General features: G+C 46.5%; 12 protein-coding genes. 4 read left to right on the forward strand and 8 right to left on the reverse strand.

The features are described 5' to 3' along the window. The first annotated feature begins 26 nt into the window (after nt 1-26). Both BUC30_RS03605 and BUC30_RS03610 read left to right on the forward strand, forming a co-directional pair. Nucleotides 27-2,465, forward strand: coding sequence for an AHH domain-containing protein (locus tag BUC30_RS03605; protein ID WP_073423561.1), 2,439 nt, complete (start codon nt 27-29; stop codon nt 2,463-2,465). Nucleotides 2,466-2,474: 9 nt separating this feature from the next. After that, nucleotides 2,475-4,952, forward strand: coding sequence for a fibrobacter succinogenes major paralogous domain-containing protein (locus BUC30_RS03610; RefSeq protein WP_073423562.1), 2,478 nt, complete (start codon nt 2,475-2,477; stop codon nt 4,950-4,952). Nucleotides 4,953-5,209: 257 nt separating this feature from the next. On the opposite strand, the gene carB is transcribed toward BUC30_RS03610, so the two are convergent. From carB to BUC30_RS03640, 7 genes are all read right to left on the reverse strand, one after another. Beyond that, nucleotides 5,210-8,428 (reverse strand): carbamoyl-phosphate synthase large subunit, encoded by a 3,219-nt coding sequence (carB, locus tag BUC30_RS03615; RefSeq protein ID WP_073423563.1) that lies wholly within the window; start codon nt 8,426-8,428, stop codon nt 5,210-5,212. Between the two features lie 241 nt (nt 8,429-8,669). Further along, the gene (locus BUC30_RS16035) at nt 8,670-8,846 is read right to left on the reverse strand and encodes a hypothetical protein (RefSeq protein ID WP_170861494.1); all 177 of its coding nucleotides are present in this window, start codon (nt 8,844-8,846) and stop codon (nt 8,670-8,672) included. A 123-nt stretch (nt 8,847-8,969) separates the two neighbouring features. Beyond that, nucleotides 8,970-9,272 carry an HU family DNA-binding protein gene (locus tag BUC30_RS03620; RefSeq protein ID WP_073423564.1) on the reverse strand — a complete coding sequence of 101 codons (303 nt, stop codon included), beginning with the start codon at nt 9,270-9,272 and terminating at the stop codon, nt 8,970-8,972. A 106-nt stretch (nt 9,273-9,378) separates the two neighbouring features. Further along, on the reverse strand, nt 9,379-10,506 hold the full coding sequence (locus tag BUC30_RS03625; RefSeq protein ID WP_073423565.1) for an AI-2E family transporter: 1,128 nt from the start codon (nt 10,504-10,506) through the stop codon (nt 9,379-9,381). Then, nucleotides 10,484-11,272: a hypothetical protein gene (locus BUC30_RS03630; protein WP_244536470.1), complete on the reverse strand. Its 789-nt coding sequence runs from the start codon at nt 11,270-11,272 to the stop codon at nt 10,484-10,486. Before BUC30_RS03630 ends, BUC30_RS03625 begins: the two co-directional genes overlap by 23 nt. After that, complete coding sequence (locus tag BUC30_RS03635) at nt 11,256-11,987, reverse strand: CIA30 family protein (RefSeq protein ID WP_073423567.1); 732 nt, start codon at nt 11,985-11,987, stop codon at nt 11,256-11,258. The genes BUC30_RS03630 and BUC30_RS03635 overlap by 17 nt, the downstream gene beginning before the upstream one ends. Next, complete coding sequence (locus BUC30_RS03640; protein ID WP_170861495.1) at nt 11,988-12,326, reverse strand: hypothetical protein; 339 nt, start codon at nt 12,324-12,326, stop codon at nt 11,988-11,990. Nucleotides 12,327-12,524: 198 nt separating this feature from the next. Here BUC30_RS03640 and BUC30_RS03645 point away from each other — a divergent pair, with 198 nt between their 5' ends. Then, on the forward strand, nt 12,525-13,349 hold the full coding sequence (locus BUC30_RS03645) for a tetratricopeptide repeat protein (RefSeq protein ID WP_073423569.1): 825 nt from the start codon (nt 12,525-12,527) through the stop codon (nt 13,347-13,349). 163 nt (nt 13,350-13,512) lie between these two features. On the opposite strand, the gene BUC30_RS03650 is transcribed toward BUC30_RS03645, so the two are convergent. Further along, on the reverse strand, nt 13,513-15,474 hold the full coding sequence (locus tag BUC30_RS03650) for an FISUMP domain-containing protein (protein ID WP_073423570.1): 1,962 nt from the start codon (nt 15,472-15,474) through the stop codon (nt 13,513-13,515). Between the two features lie 175 nt (nt 15,475-15,649). Between BUC30_RS03650 and BUC30_RS03655 the strand changes: the two genes are divergently transcribed. Next, the gene (locus BUC30_RS03655; RefSeq protein ID WP_083555482.1) at nt 15,650-16,186 is read left to right on the forward strand and encodes a DUF4823 domain-containing protein; all 537 of its coding nucleotides are present in this window, start codon (nt 15,650-15,652) and stop codon (nt 16,184-16,186) included. Nucleotides 16,187-16,240 lie beyond the last annotated feature (54 nt).

The raw sequence follows: 16,240 nt of genomic DNA on the forward strand, positions 1-16,240 counted from the left end.
CTCGAAAAGCATAGATTATTGCAGAAATGAACTTTAGCAAACCGAGATATACCTATTTTCTAATCCTCCTCATTTGTCTAAGCGCATTCAGCCCTAGCCACTCTGCAGATGCAGTTTATTCATGGAAAAAGATCTCTGAAGATATTCGCATATGGATTAACCAAGACTCTCTTGATTACGACTATTCCTGGGAAGGGGAGAATGTTGAAGGGGTTGCCCATGGTTTAGGGATTCTCTGCATTTCAAAAGGTAGAGACGAACAATCCTGCAAAAAACAAGAAGCTTACTATGGCAGCTTATCCAGTGATTCATACACCAAAGAAAATAACGAAGTAACTATCGGCAATCATGATGATGAAGGCAATCTCAACGGATTTGCCGTTGTCATAACGTCTTCGGGAGACAAGGAAATTGGAGAATTTCACAATAATCTACCAAACGGTCATCTTACCTATATAAAGAAGAATGGGCAAATAAACTACCGGGGAACCTGGATCAATGGCAAGCGCGATGGAGAGGGAGAAACATGTGATCGTAGCGGGAACTGTCTAAGATCATTCTGGGTTAAAGACCAAAAAGTTTGTAAGTCTGATTCTGTAAAAACCATTTGGGGAACATATATTGGAGAATCAATCTGTAAGAATGGGCAACTTTTCGCCAACGGTCAAGGAAAGCTCGTCTCAGAACAGGACACTTTAAATGGCTTTTGGAAAGACAATTCGTTAATTGGCCAGGTAATACACAAAACAAAAGATTATCAATACGAAGGTGAGTTTGTTGATAACAAATATTCCGGAAAGGGAAAAATCACGAGCCAGAATTTCACTTTTTCAGGCACCTTTGTTGACGGGGAACCTTCTGGTTATGGAGAATTTCGTGGTACAAATGGAAACTCATACCTAGGTAATTGGAAAAACGGTTTAATGAACGGCCATGGCCGATACGAAACAACGGACTATACCTACGACGGAGAGTGGTTTGATGGACGACGTAATGGAAAAGGTTCTGTAGAATACAGCAATGGTGATTACTACGAGGGTCAATTTATTGACAATCTCCGCTATGGGTATGGTCACTATGAATTTGCAAATGGAGATATATACGAAGGAGAGTTTGTTGATGATAAAATTCAAGGCTTAGGCTATTATAGCAGTATTGCAGACGGTTACTATTACGAAGGGGAATTTTCAAATAATAAATTTCAGGGGGACGGTTCGCTTCATCTTTTTAGCGACGACGATTCTTTGGTAATTACAGCCTATTGGCCTGGCAATGGATCGCTACCATCTGAAGCAAGTATTCTATTCGCCAATGGCGATTTATACGAAGGAGAACTAAAAGATGGGATGCTTTCTAAAAATGGGAAATGGAGTACACTTGCAGAAAGAGAATTAGCCAAGGTCGGGAAGCCCAAGAATTTCGTTCATCAAGCAAATGATTTCTTCATAAAGCACGAAGCATCGTGGAGAAAGTTTGTTTTGGGAGCAACAGCCGTATTTACAGTTGCTCAGTTTATTCCGTTTCCACCTGTTGCAGGAGCCGCAGTAACAGCGAATACGGTTTTGAATACCGTTGATTTTTTAGCAACAGCCGCATCATCTCTAGTTGATCTTTACGATTCGGTACAAACCGGAGGAAGCATTGCAAAGCCGCTAATAACAATAGGAGTTCAACTCGGCGCAAACTATCTTGCGGCACAAGTTCCTGAAGTTGCACAAAAGGCGATAAAATCACCAGCTGCTAAAAAAATAATAACTCAGCTCAGCTCCTCTGCAACCACCGTTACAGCATCCATCATAGGTCTTGTCAAAAATGAAAATCACCTTTTCGGAAAAATTGTTGTAGTTATGAGTGACAATATAAAGGACAAATCAATCGTCTTAGTAAAAAAACTGCAGTCTTCAAAAATTGGTCGAAGATATTTCAGAATTACAGGGAGAAAATCTGATCAAATCGTTACAGCTAAGGCATACAAAAAATGCGCCGAGACAAACAAAAGTAACTTTAGATTTGGCAACCCAGGAAGCGGAGCGATATTGAGATTCAACATGAGTCTGTGCATGACAAAAAGCAACAAAGACAGAATTAATCAAGAGTCCATTCTTAGCCCAAAGGGGAAAAAGGCGCAAGCTCATCATGTTGTTCCAGGAAACGACACCGATCCCCTTGCTGTTAAAGCCAGAAATCTCCTTACAAAATGTGGAAACATCGATATTAATGATGCAAGAAACGGAATTCTTCTGCCCATGCATTCAAAAAGTATTTTTATAGGATGTATTCATGGCAATCATAAAGGCGACTATAATGCAAAAATATATAATCGATTAGAAACAGCGCGTAAAAACAACGGTTGTAACGAACAAGCAATGGAAATGGCTTTAGACGACATCAAGGAAGACTTGCTAAATTGTAAAATTTCATTGCTTAAATCAAAGAAACCGAATACAATTTTTTCAGATTTTTAGGAGTTAAATATGAATTGTGACTGTGTATGGGAAATAAATCCTGTAATAGACGAGTTTCTTTTTCCTGAAATAGAAAATGATGGAGAAAATCTATTAGAAGACTGTTGGGGTTCTCCTTTACTTAATCAATGGTCCTTGTTTAAAGTAAATTTTTCAAAAGCCTATGGAAAAAAGAAAGCTGATCTTCATTTCTTGTTAGGATACATTCCTTTAATCTCAGAAAAGACTCGTTCTTTATTTAACTTTAATGATTCGGATGTTGAGCTACTTCCTGTTTTTGATGAATCTGGATCAAAATATTACATCGTCAACCCTTGTTTTTGCGACTCTCATATTTTAAACGAGCAAAAATCAAAAATTACATACAATCCAGAAGGCAAAATATCCTGGATCTCTGAACCTGTATTTCTTCACAACTCCGAAAAATTACTATTCATGATTCCTCGCATGCCCACTAAAATTTACGTAAACGAGACTTTCGTTAACATTGTCAAGGAACACAAGCTTCAAGGAATTGATTTCATCACTCGTAAAATCAAAGGTCCATCCATATTTCATAAATTCATTGCAAATCTTCGTGGTTCCTCCACATTACTGCTGCTAAGCATTTTAATAGCATCCTGTGCAGGATCACGAGAAGAAGACAAGAACCAGAACGAACAAGCCTCAAATGAATTCCAAATTCAGGATAAACCATCCGCAAGTGACATGCAAAACGCACCTGAAGATACACTTGTTCAAAAAGAAACATTTGCGGAACATTCATTAGACACAATTACAAAAGATTCTCAAAAAGAATATCAGCTAAGATTCTCCAACATAGTAGATACTACAACAGCAAAGGCCCTGCGAAAAAGAAAAGTAAAGCCAGCTTTTATCATAGCTAATATAGATCCATTCTCCGAAGAATCCATCATTCGCGTAAATCTATCCCTAAATTCCTTCATCGCATTCAACAAACTTTTTGAAGGTGTAGATTCACAAGATCCAATAGTCTTAGACAAGTATATAATAGAATTATTCAAGAAAAACATGAATTCCGAAATCCATGATGCGCGCGATTCCTTATTTGCCATCCCTCAATATTACCATGTTGCAGCAACAAAACTAATTGACGACGGTAACGAAAACGGAGTTGAACTGTATAAACAAGCTATAGAAGGTTACGAAACATTCTTAGCCAATTACTCAAATGAACCTAATTGGGATGTTTATTTAGCTCATACAAATCTTGCTTTTGCTTACCATAAAGCAGGAAAATATGAAAAATCCGCCAAGATGTTCGATTGGATAGCAAATATAGACACGACGGAATATGGTGAACGGCCGATAAATTTAACATATGTTTTATCCCCAGAAAAAGCTGCATACAATGCTGTTCTTATGATGGATTTCGTTCGAGAACAAGCGCAAAAACAATTCGCAAACAATGATCCCGTCAAAGCTTACGAGCTTCCCGAAACAAAAGCTTATTTTGAGCAAGTTGAAAAATACTTGGCTAAATTTGGCGATTGCGATAAAGCATTGGTAGTGGCATTCAATTCTGCGGTAGTTCATTACGATGCAAAACAATTTGAGCTAGCAACAACCATACTACAAAATTTGATAAAAAAATTCCCAGAGCACGAACAGATTCCTTATGTAAGAAATTTGTTGGCGCTTACCCTTTGTGATTCAAATCAATTTAGCGATCTATGGAATGAATATGAATGGCTCTACAATTATTCTAAAAATAACAAAAATAGGAATGATTCCATAATGACGGCGATTAAGAACACCATAACCTACTTACGGCTTTTAATTCAAGAACACACGCAAAAAGGAACATTTACCGATACCCGAGATGGGCAAACCTACAAAACCGTACAAATAGGGAACCAAACATGGATGGCACAAAATTTGAACTACAAAACCGGCAAAAGCTCTTGCTACAACAATAACAAAAAAGATTGTGAAAAATATGGCAGGCTTTATGATTGGAATACAGCCATGAAAGCTTGCCCTGAAGGATGGCATTTACCATCTCGTGAAGAATATGAACAATTGCTGTTTATTGCATGTGGCAAGTATATCTGCAATAAAGAGCTGAATTCAAAAACAGGTTGGCTTCATAGCGATAACAATGACGAAGACAAATTAGGCTTTTCGGCTCTTCCTGCAGGTTATTACGGAGATCATCAATTTTTTGGGGGTGGTAAAAAATTCCGTTCCCTTGGAACAGGAGCTAATTTTTGGACATCATCTACATCTGAATATGACGAGACTTCCGCAGAATTCATGGATATTGACGCAGCCAATGTTTATGAAGCTAGTCGCAGCAACCTATGGGCTTTTGAAAAAAACAACTTAGCTTCAATCCGATGCGTTAAAAATATGAACGACAACACACCAAGCCGTTATGGAGCACAATCAGCTGGCTATGAAAATGCAAAATCAGCACATAGCTATGGCATATATCATAGTCAACACGAACACTTAAAAAAATAAGCCCAAGCCCAGTATAAAGCTAATTTTTCCACCCATATACAAAAAAGACCGCAGCATTTTATTGCTACGGTCTTTAAAGTTTTTGGATCCTATCGCGTCCTTACGGATGCTCCAGGATGACACGCATGAGATTACACCTCTTCAATGCTTGCGTGGTATTGACGCCTACGGCGTCCGCGGCTTCGGCTCAGCCATGCCAGAGTGCAAGCACTCTGTCGCGGCATTCGCCTTGCACGCTATTCCTGCAGGCTCTTCAGTTAAATCTCTTCAATACTGGAATGATATTCCTGAAGAGACTTCACTGCACCATGGCCGTTGCGGGCGGCGGCGATGCCCTTCACGGTGTTGTAGGCACCGGCGAGGGTCGTGATGTACGGAACCTTGTACTTGATGGCGGCCTTGCGGATAGCGCTTTCGTCCTTGATGGCGTCGCGCTTTGCCCACGGCGTATTGATGATGAGGTTCACCTGCTTGTTCAGGATGATATCGAGAACGTTCGGGCGGCCCTCAGCAATCTTGTTCACCACTTCGCACTTGACACCGGCCGCTTCGTAGAACTTGGCAGTGCCTTCGGTAGCGTAAATCTTGAAGCCGAGCTTCTGGAATTCCTTACCAATTTCAATAGCCTGTTCGGAGAGGTTCACCTTGTCAGAAAGGCTAATCAGCACGGCACCTTCGTTCGGGAGGAAGGAACCGGCGGCTTCCTGACTCTTGTAGTAAGCGAGAGCGTAGTCGTCGGAGAGGCCGAGGACTTCGCCGGTAGAGCGCATTTCGGGGCCGAGAACCGGGTCCACCTTCGGGAACTTGTCGAAGGGGAACACGGCTTCCTTGGCGCCGTGGTGGTTGAACTTCTTGTCCTTGAGCTTGAGGTCTTCGAGCTTGGCACCGAGCATCAGGCGGGTAGCGAGGCGGGCCATCTGGGTGTTACAAACCTTGGAGACCAGAGGCACCGTGCGGGAGGCGCGCGGGTTCGCTTCGAGTACGAACACCTTGCCGTCTTCGATAGCGTACTGCATGTTCATGAGGCCGCAAACGTGGAGGGCTTCGGCAATCTTGCGGGTGTAATCCTTGATGGTTGCCAAGTTTTCCTTCGTGATGGTTACCGGCGGGATGATGCAGGCGGAGTCACCGGAGTGGACACCGGCAAGTTCGACGTGTTCCATCACGGACGGGATGTAAACGTGTTCACCGTCGGAGAGGGCGTCGGCTTCGCATTCCAAAGCGTTGTGGAGGAAGCGGTCGATGAGGAGCGGACGATCCGGGGTCACGCCCACGGCCTTCGCCACGTATTCGCGGAGCATGTTTTCGTCATAGATGACTTCCATGCCGCGGCCGCCAAGCACGAAGCTCGGGCGGATCATCACCGGGTAGCCGCCGATCTGCTTGACGCAAGCGAGGGCTTCGTCAATGTTGGTTGCCATGCCGCTTTCCGGCATCGGGATGCCGAGCTGGTCCATCATCTTGCGGAACAGGTCGCGGTCTTCGGCGATGTCGATGGAGTCGATGCTCGTACCGAGAATCTTCACGCCTTCGTCGCTCAATGCGCGGGCAATGTTCAGCGGAGTCTGGCCACCGAACTGCACGATCACGCCAGCCGGCTTTTCCTTGTGGTAAATCTGGAGCACGTCTTCAAGGCTGACCGGTTCGAAGTACAGCTTGTCGCTGGTATCGTAGTCGGTAGAAACCGTTTCGGGGTTGCAGTTCACCATGATGGTTTCGTAACCCATTTCGCGGAGGGCCATTGCAGCGTGGCAGCAGCAGTAGTCGAATTCGATACCCTGGCCGATTCTGTTCGGGCCACCGCCGAGGATCATGATCTTCTTCGGGTTGGTGGAAGCGGTAGATTCGTCCTTGCAATTGTAGGTGCTGTAGTAGTAGAACTGGTTTTCCACACCGCTCACCGGCACAGCGCACCAGCCTTCGACCACGCCGAGTTCGGTGCGCTTCTTGCGAACGTCCTTCTCGCGGATGCCGAGAATCTTCGCGATGTACTTGTCGCTGAAGCCGTCCTTCTTGGCCTTGATGAGGAGTTCGTCAGCAGGCAGGCGGCCCGGAGTCTTGAGCATTTCTTCTTCGAGTTCCACGAGTTCGCGCATCTGCTGCACGAAGTAGGCCTTTTCGTAGGTGGCGGCGAAGATTTCTTCGTCGGTAGCGCCCTTGCGGAGGGCTTCGTACATCTGGAAGTGACGTTCAGAAGAAGCGGTCTTCATCATTTCGAGGAGTTCTTCCTTGCTCTTCTTGTTGAAGTCCTTCGCAAAGCCGAGGCCGGAGCGACCGTTTTCGAGGCCGCGGATAGCCTTCTGGAGGGTTTCCTTGTAGGTCTTGCCGATAGCCATGACTTCGCCCACGGCCTTCATCTGGGTGCCGAGGCAGTCATCGACGCCGCGGAACTTTTCGAATGCCCAGCGAGCGAACTTGAGCACCACGTAGTCACCGCTCGGGGTGTACTTTTCGAGGCTTCCGTCGCGCCAATACGGAATCTGGTCGAGGGTGAGGCCTGCAGCGAGCTTTGCAGAAATGAGGGCGATCGGGAAGCCGGTAGCCTTGGAAGCAAGGGCAGAGGAGCGAGAGGTACGCGGGTTGATTTCGATAATCACCACGCGGCCGGTCTTCGGATCGTGAGCGAACTGCACGTTGGTACCGCCAATCACGCCGATGGATTCCACAATCTTGAAGGCCTTTTCCTTCAGTTCTTCTTCGAGCTTCTTGTCGATGGTGAGGAACGGGGCTGCGCAGAAGGAGTCGCCGGTATGCACGCCCACCGGGTCGATGTTTTCGATGAAGCAGATGGCGATCATCTGGTTCTTGGAGTCGCGCACGACTTCGACTTCGAGTTCTTCCCAACCGAGGATGGATTCTTCGATGAGGCACTGGTGGGTCATCGAGAGTTCAAGACCGTTAGAGCAAATGGTGCGGAGTTCTTCCACGTTGTAGCAGAAACCGCCGCCTGCACCGCCCATGGTGTATGCCGGGCGAACGACAACCGGGTAACCGATTTCGGAAACAATCTTTTCGGCTTCTTCCACAGAGTGGCAAATGCCGGAGCGCGGGGTGTCGATACCGAGCTTCTGCATGGTTTCCTTGAAGATTTCACGGTCTTCGCCGCGTTCGATAGCGTCGAGGTTCACACCGATGACCTTCACACCGTACTTGTCCAACACGCCGGCCTTGCTGAGTGCTGAGGCGAGGTTCAGGCCAGTCTGACCGCCCAAGTTCGGGAGGAGGGCCTGCGGGCGTTCCTTTTCGATAATCTGGGTGAGGCGGGCGACGTTCAGCGGTTCGATGTAGGTAGCATCGGCCATGACCGGGTCGGTCATGATGGTAGCCGGGTTAGAGTTCACAAGCACAATCTTGTAACCCTGTTCGCGCAGGGCCTTGCAAGCCTGGGTGCCGGAATAGTCGAATTCGCAAGCCTGACCGATCACGATCGGGCCAGAACCGATGATAAGGACTTTGTCGATGCCTTCAATCTTCATTTTGTTTATCTCCGTTGACTAATTATTTATTAAAAAAACAAAAAAGCTGAACCAAAAGGCTCAGCATCTTTAAAATCAAAAATGGAAATAGAAAAACCAGCGAACGGCGCAACATCGTGCATGTCACAGGAGTACATTACATTTTTTGTAATCACGTTCATCACTTTCCTATTTCGCAAAGACTTAAACTTGCGCAAATATAGAATAAGTGATAAATCCTTTCAATAGCGGGCTATAAAAATTAGTCCTCATCCATCGAAGAATCGTCTTCCTGCACGTCATCCTGACATTCCGGAAGCGACGGCTTATTCTTGCACTTTTCATGAAGCGTTTCGTAATCAGAGTCTGCCGGAGCGGAACAAGCCATAAGACCCAGAATCGAAACAAGAGAGACCAAGCTCAAAATCCAACGTTTCATAAAATACCTCTAAATCGTTATCCACCAATATAATAAACAATTAAACAGAGACACGCGTTCAAAACAAAATAGGGTCGCAAAAAGCGACCCATCCTTTGCAAAAAGCAAATCTAGCTCAGAGAATTACTTCTTAGCCGGCTTGTTCTTAGCAGCGGTTTCCTTGAGAGCTGCACCAGCCTTGAAGCCAACAGTCTTGGAAGCCTTGATCTTGATGGTTGCACCAGTCTGCGGGTTACGGCCAGTACGAGCAGCACGAGCCTTCACAGTGAAAGTACCGAAACCGATGAGCTGAACGTTGCCGTCCTTCTTGATGCCAGCAGCGATACCGTCGAGAACGGCGTCGATAGCACGAGCAGCAGCAGCCTTAGATTCAATGCCAGCTTCCTTGTTAGCGAGCACAGCTTCAATAAGATCTTGTTTGTTCATTTTATAACTCCTTGAGTCAGATTTGTGAATTGTTGGTAATATTATACCTTTTTTTTCACGGGGAGGAAAGCTTTTAAATGAAAAAAGTTTTTAAAACCGCATAAAATCAAGCCTTGGGAGCCAGTCTGCCCGCATCTTCTACGTACTGGTCGGCTCTAGTCCTTAATTTCTCTACATAGACAAGGCATATGCACGTAAAGGGAATCGCCACCAAAAGTCCCAAAAAGCCAAGCAACTTGCCCCAAATCGAGAGCGACAGAAGGATCCCTACAGGCGGCAAATTCATGGACTTACCGACAATGTGCGGCACCAAGAAGAAGTCCTGGATAATCTGTACAACAAGGTAAATCGCAAGGATGATAATTGCCACTTCCCAAAACGGCATGCCCTTGTCCAAAGCGTAAACCACCGCCAGTAGTAAGGCGAGCGGGATAGTCGTGAGCTGCATGTAAGGGATCATGTTCAATGCCCCGGAGAAAAGTCCAAACGCCATCCCCATCGGGAGTCCCATCACGCTAAAGCCAATTGCATACAAAACGCCAACCGTAAAGGCGACCATGGATTGAGCACGGAAGTACGTGCCCATAAATTTGTCCGTAGAGCTAGCGAATTCACCCGCTTCGCGGCGGTAACGTCTCGGGATCAAGCGGCGAATGCCCTTCCTGATTTTATGCATGTCAAGCATAATGAAGACAAGGTACATAAACACGACAGCCGCACTGGAAATACCCATGACAATCGTCGAAGTCTTCGAAAGAATGTCCCAAGCGCCCGGAAGAATGCGGTCCGAAACCGTCTGCACCACGCTCCACACGTCAAGCGATTCCATCGCCTCGGCAATGCTATTCCAAGAAATCATCGTCTTCACGGATGCCCACATATCCGCAGGCAAGAACGTCATGATTCGATCACTCCAAGTGGAGTCCGTAAAGATTTTTGAAATAAGCGTTCCCAGATACTGGACTTCGTGCATGACTTTCGGGATAAAGAAATACATACAACCGCCAATAATAATAGCGGCACCCAAAAGCACGACCACCACGGCTATCACGCGATAACGGAATTTTATTTGCAACCGGCAAACAAGCGGGTCCATGATATAGGCAATCAAGAACGCCGCAAAAAACGGGAACAACACTCCACTCAGATAATTCAATACAACAAGAGTAACGGCGACTGCAGCTGCAATCAGCACATAGCGCATTACCCTATCAAGCGTCCAATTTCTTTGCATCTTTTCTTCCCCTACTTCTCAAGACATAAACTATAAAAAGGATAAAGCCAAACAAGATGCATGCTAAAACAACATGCATCGTTTTCTTTTGTTCGGCATTATGGCCCCAAAGGCGAGCATAGCGGACTTCCATTTCATCCGGAATGCCGCGAAGCGTCGAGGCGCCACTTACAATTTCAAAGAATGCGGCACGGCTCAAGTACGTTTTGCCATCGTCTTCTTCAAGTCCCTGCTGCGACAGCCACCATTCCGGAACTCGGAATTCACTGAGCGAAATTTTGCTTACCGCAAAGCGTTCCTTCGAGCCACCCATCAGTAAGTAAGGCGCCGACGGAATATCCTTTTCCAGAACACGAAGCGTCACATAATCTCCATTACGCGTATAGACCGGGTCATCCGTCAGAATGCGGAGTTTCATGGAATTCATGCGCTTCGAAGCCACATGCACTTCCATGGAATCAAACTTTGCCAGGTCAAAAACTCCGGCAGGTCGTTTGTCCACAGATTTCAAGTTGAAGCCGACACCTGCGTACGTAAAAGCCTTGCCCGAATGTATGACCACCGAAGAGGTCAAAAGCGTATCCGTCACTTGAACTTCGCTAGTCGAGAATCCACCGATTGCGCTATCATTCAACGGAAAAATTTCAAAAGTCCGCTCAGGGAAAAGCTCCACCGCCACTCCCCCACAGCGTGAATAGAAAAAGCCCCAAGCAATCAGCAGGACCAGGAAAATCGAAATTCCAATCCACCTAATTTTTTTCATCATACTCCTTCACAGGGTGGCTACGTCCAATCGCCACGATCATAAGCCCAAGAATCATGAACAAGAAGATTCCGTAAGCCGTATTGCTTATACCACTTGCAAAAATTTCTCGGACATTCACGACAAAGTTCTTTCCACGAGGCTGTTTCCACCCTGCAGAAATTTCCACACGCGCAACGCTTTCGTGATGCAAACGATTTTTCGAGCGCTTGACACCAAGATCGTCATACCAAAAGTTCGGGATGTAGAAATGTTCAAACGGAATAGCAATTTTGTTGCGCCCCGTTTTCACAGGAACTTCCTTCAGCAACATCTTGAACGTATTGGACTTCTGCAAATCCGTCACATCTGGGTCATACGTCCAGACTTTCACAAGGATTTCATCTGTCCCGGCGATATCAAGGTCCATATAAAGCGTATCAACATTTTTCCAGTTGTGGAATTTCTTTTCGCCCGCCGGGTCAAAGTCAAATACAAGTCCGCACCAAGTCGGTTTCTTTTCGTCAGTGCCAAGAGCACACTGGAACGAGGTCAGGGAATCCGAAGCTTTAAACTGGACAGCAGACGTTCCCCCGGCCGCATTATCGTCAAATGCAGATACTTTTGCACCATCCCCTAGTGGAAACACCGTTTCAGCAAATCGCTCTTTCGGAAGCATTACATAGATGGCAACAACAATAATCGCAATAATTGCTAAAATCGTATATGATTTTTTCATTTACTCAAAAAATTTCCTTAAAGTTCTATTGTACTGAATGTAATCTAGCGGATCTTCTTCCACAGGCTTTTCACCAAAAAGCTTATTCACAAATGAATCAATCCAATGGATAAAGAAGAAGTGATGTTTGCCTTCCTTTGCCTGCGGAGCCGCCTTGATGTCCAAAGACCACTGCAAAAGCTGTTTCACCGTCGAAGGCGGCATATGGAACGTTTCGCAGCAAGTCGTCACATAGCCATCAAAACCGTAATGCGGGAGTTTGCCCTTCACAAGCGGTTGACCATGATCGATGCATACCGGATTTTCGCAGGGCGGGTCCTGCACGTTTTTCTTATTCAAGTCGTTGAGCCATAATTCACGCGTCTTGTCCGAGAGTCCACCGTAAAAGGCGAACGTCTGGTTGCACGGAAAATAAATGGAATAACACTTCGGGCAAATCCTCAGATCAAGATTGACAATTCTGAGGGACTCGACTTCTGAACCGCAAAAAGAACATTTACACATACTTTGAATATAGTTAATTCTATATTTAGCCGCATGGCTAAAGTAGTTCAAATTACAGCAGAAAATTTTGAAGAAGAGGTCATCAAGGCCTCTGAAACGCGCGCTGTCGCGATTCTTTTCTCCTCCGCAGAATACCCGGATTGCGCCCCGTACTCCCAGTTGGCAGGTCAGCTTTCCACAAGCATGGACTTTACGCTCGGCGTCGTAAGCTGCGACGACCGTGAAAACATGCGCCTCATCCAGATGTTCCGCGTGCAGTCCGTCCCCGAAATTCACGTGGTCGATAAAGGCCAAATTGCAGACGTCATCCAGGGCGTGCTCCCCGAAGCCGATCTCAAGAAGCGTCTCGAAAAGTTCTACGTCTCCGAAGAAGCCCGTTTCCAGACGGCTCTTGAAGACGCCATTGCACAAAAGAACTTCGACCAAGCGCTCCCGATGCTCGATGAAGCTCTCGCCAAGACCCCCAATGACAAGAAGCTCCAGCTCCTGTGGGCAAAGGCAAGCCTTGGTCTCGGCGATACCGCAAAGGCAAAAGACATTCTCTCCAAGTTTGTCGAAAGCGACGACCAGTACCGCGAAGCCAAATCGCTCTTGGAACTTCTCGACTTCCACGCCGAAGTCGCCAAGAAAGATGTCCAAGGTAAAGAAGCCATCGTCTATCACGAAGCTTGCAAGCTCGCCTGCGAAGAAGATTTCGAAAGTGCACTCCAGGCATTCCTGAACTTGTACGTCGAAGCTCCGGAATGGAACGACGGCGCCGCCAAGAAGGCAATGCTCACGCTCTTCGGCGTTCTCGGTCCCAAACACGAACTCACCTGGAAGTACCGCGCAAAGCTCAACACGATGATGTTTATCTAAAGATAGAAGGGGCTACGCCCCTCTCATGATCTAGTTTGCAGAACTTAAACAAGAAGCGCAGCTCAATGAGCTGCGCTTCTTAATTTGTTTATCCCGTCATCCTCGAACAGTCATCCTGGAGCGTAGCGACGGGAACCATTATTCCTCGCATTTAGCGGTTCTTTTATTTGCACTTGGAATTGGCAAGGTTCAGCAAGTTCTTGTATGCCGCCATGCACCTTCTGTGGTCCTTAGAACCTTCCTGGTAAGAATAGCATTCGCCAAGCTTATTGTTCGCCATGTCACGTTCCTTGCACTTCTTCGGAGCAGCTTCAGGAGTCGGCTGAGCCTTCTTCTGTTGCGGCTGAGCAGCCTGTGCCGGAGCATCATAGGAGTACACAAAGATTTCAATGCGGTTGTTCTTCATGCGGTTATCCGGAGTCGTATTCGGAACAAGAGGTTCATCGCCGCCCTTGCCCGTCGCAATGATATCCTGTTTCGAAAGACCTGCCGTCACCAAATAGCTCTTCACTTCTTCGGCACGCTTGAGAGCAAGCACACGGCTTCTTTCCGGGCGATCCAAGTTGTCCGTATGGGAGACAATTTCAATCGTCTTGCCGTGATAGTTTCCTAAGTGACTTGCAAGTCTATTCAAGCCATCCGTAGATTCACGAGTGAATCTGGACTGTCCAACACCAAACGTCACGCCCTGCAAAATGAACTTTTCAAGGACAGTCTTGTTGGCAGCGTTCTTCGCCGGATTTGCCTGAGCTGCAGGCTTTGCACCAGCCTGAGAAGTCGTTACCTGCGGCTTCGGAGCACCGTAAGACGAGCCATCCTTCACACAGCGGAGCTTGTTCGTATAAGCATCGCCATGTTTGAAGTACGGAGTACCCTTTTCGCGGATAGCATTGTACTTCCAGTCCACATAAGTCATTTCATTGCCGTTCTTCGAAGACGTCCAGTAGCCGCGCTTGAAGTCGAAATTCAAGCTGCACGGATTTTCCTTAGCATCACGATTTTTTCTTGCACGCTTGTCGTTGGCATGGATGTCAAATTCAGAAGCCTTCGAGAAAAGCTGTTCGTATTCAGCCTGTTCCGGCACGTGCCAGCCACGCGGGCATCCACGGTTAAGGTTTCTCGCTTCCATTTCGTCCAGACGGTCCAGAATCACGTCTTCAGCCATCCAAGTCTGGTCGCCCACCTTGAGCGTTCTGTAGGTCTTTCCAGAATTGTCCATCACGCTACCCAGACGGTCCTTGCAAGCCGCTTCCCAGTTCTGGATGCAACGCACAGAGTAACCATTTGCCTTTCGGCCCTGGAACGAGAACGTTTCGAGATTCTGGCCTCTAAAGCTCATCGCATCGGCGCGGTCACTGCCCTTGTCATCGCCAAGCCAGAAGAAGGCGCGGTTGCCAATGTCAATGTAACGTTCGCCATCGACATAGTAGCCACCATCCAAAACTCTAAAACCATTCAGATTAAAGTCCTGGTAGTTGAGGTCATCGCCCATCGGCAGGCTCCAACCATCGGGGCAAGCCTTCCTTGCAGCATTCCATGTGTAAAGTCTACCGTAAGTTTCGCAATTCTGGGTATTGTTCTCATAGCAGTAGCTATCCGGCAAACGGAACTTCAAGTTTTCCGCCATCCAGACGCGACCACCAATCTTCACCGTCGTATAGCGTTCGCCATCGCGGTTATCGATCAACAAATTTCTCGATTCGTCATACGTCGAAGTATTCTGGTACTTGTTCGAAGCATACGTATTCTGCTGAACAGGCTGAGTCGGGCGCAACATCTGTGCCGCGCGTTCCTCTTCAGAAATACTGCAATCAAATTCCTGCGGAAGCTTGCCGAAATAGTAATTATACTTGTCCGGCGTAATCCAGATTTCACTACTGCCAACAGACGAACGCATAAAAGAACGCGGATAATTGACGCATCTGTAAAGCACATTGGCACAACGATCGTCTTTCTTTTCCGTTCTATACGTATCCTCCATATCCGGGCAGCGCCAATAGCACGAATTACCGAACATGTCGTCAAAGCTACAAGTAATCACAGTTCTGTCACCAGACTGAGCGGCAAACGCCGATCCAGCAGCAAGGAAAGTGGTAGCTACAGCTAGAGCGTACTTTTTATTCATTACAATACTCCGTATTCCAACACAATTCAATGTGTATAATATATGATTAGACCAAAAATACAAATTTCAATCTATGGTTTTATAAAATAGCACCGCCGTTCGAGCTTTTTTAGTCTAAAAGAGAGGATTTAGAACAACATTTTATTATATTAACCATCCAAGCAAAAGGTTTTCTATGAAAAATATCATATCCGTACTTTTACTCATCGCCTCAATCACACTCTTTACGGGCTGCACGGCTTCATACCAAAATGAGTTCATGAACCAGCCGTCAAAACTCGCCAACACATCGAGCCGAATCCTCCTGATTACTCCAGAAAACGGAACGTACGAAGACATCGAATACCCCACATCCGGAGACGATGTCATCTTTGCCCTGAAAAAAGAACTGAACCGCTATACACCAGTCATCGGCGTCATTCCCAACCCCATCCCTATCGAAAACCTCGAAGAACAGGTTTTAGAACAAACGGACTATATCATATTGCCAAAGATTCTGCACTGGGAAGACCGCGCCACAGGATGGTCGTTCAGACCGGACCGTATCGAGATCCTATTCGAGATATACAACAACAAGCGTGAACTCATTGACGCCTACCGAATCAAGGGCAGAAGCGCCTATGTCGTTTGGGTTAGCAAGCAGCCGAAATCCCTCCTCCCCCGCCCCATCCGCACCATGTGCGAAGATCTTTTCGGAAAAATTCAAAATTAAGCTGTAAATTATCCCTCATTTTCCCTCGTCTCTCGTTTCTCTTCTCTCGTCTTT

Source organism: Fibrobacter sp. UWB7, assembly GCF_900142945.1.
Taxonomy (GTDB): domain Bacteria; phylum Fibrobacterota; class Fibrobacteria; order Fibrobacterales; family Fibrobacteraceae; genus Fibrobacter.

Bases quoted from the DNA above. Each gene is read 5' to 3' on its own strand.
- BUC30_RS03605 (WP_073423561.1), top strand. From the start codon at position 27: ATGAACTTTAGCAAACCGAGATATACCTATTTTCTAATCCTCCTCATT.
- BUC30_RS03610 (WP_073423562.1), top strand. From the start codon at position 2,475: ATGAATTGTGACTGTGTATGGGAAATAAATCCTGTAATAGACGAGTTT.
- carB (WP_073423563.1), bottom strand. From the start codon at position 8,428: ATGAAGATTGAAGGCATCGACAAAGTCCTTATCATCGGTTCTGGCCCG.
- BUC30_RS16035 (WP_170861494.1), bottom strand. From the start codon at position 8,846: ATGAAACGTTGGATTTTGAGCTTGGTCTCTCTTGTTTCGATTCTGGGT.
- BUC30_RS03620 (WP_073423564.1), bottom strand. From the start codon at position 9,272: ATGAACAAACAAGATCTTATTGAAGCTGTGCTCGCTAACAAGGAAGCT.
- BUC30_RS03625 (WP_073423565.1), bottom strand. From the start codon at position 10,506: ATGCAAAGAAATTGGACGCTTGATAGGGTAATGCGCTATGTGCTGATT.
- BUC30_RS03630 (WP_244536470.1), bottom strand. From the start codon at position 11,272: ATGATGAAAAAAATTAGGTGGATTGGAATTTCGATTTTCCTGGTCCTG.
- BUC30_RS03635 (WP_073423567.1), bottom strand. From the start codon at position 11,987: ATGAAAAAATCATATACGATTTTAGCAATTATTGCGATTATTGTTGTT.
- BUC30_RS03645 (WP_073423569.1), top strand. From the start codon at position 12,525: ATGGCTAAAGTAGTTCAAATTACAGCAGAAAATTTTGAAGAAGAGGTC.
- BUC30_RS03650 (WP_073423570.1), bottom strand. From the start codon at position 15,474: ATGAATAAAAAGTACGCTCTAGCTGTAGCTACCACTTTCCTTGCTGCT.
- BUC30_RS03655 (WP_083555482.1), top strand. From the start codon at position 15,650: ATGAAAAATATCATATCCGTACTTTTACTCATCGCCTCAATCACACTC.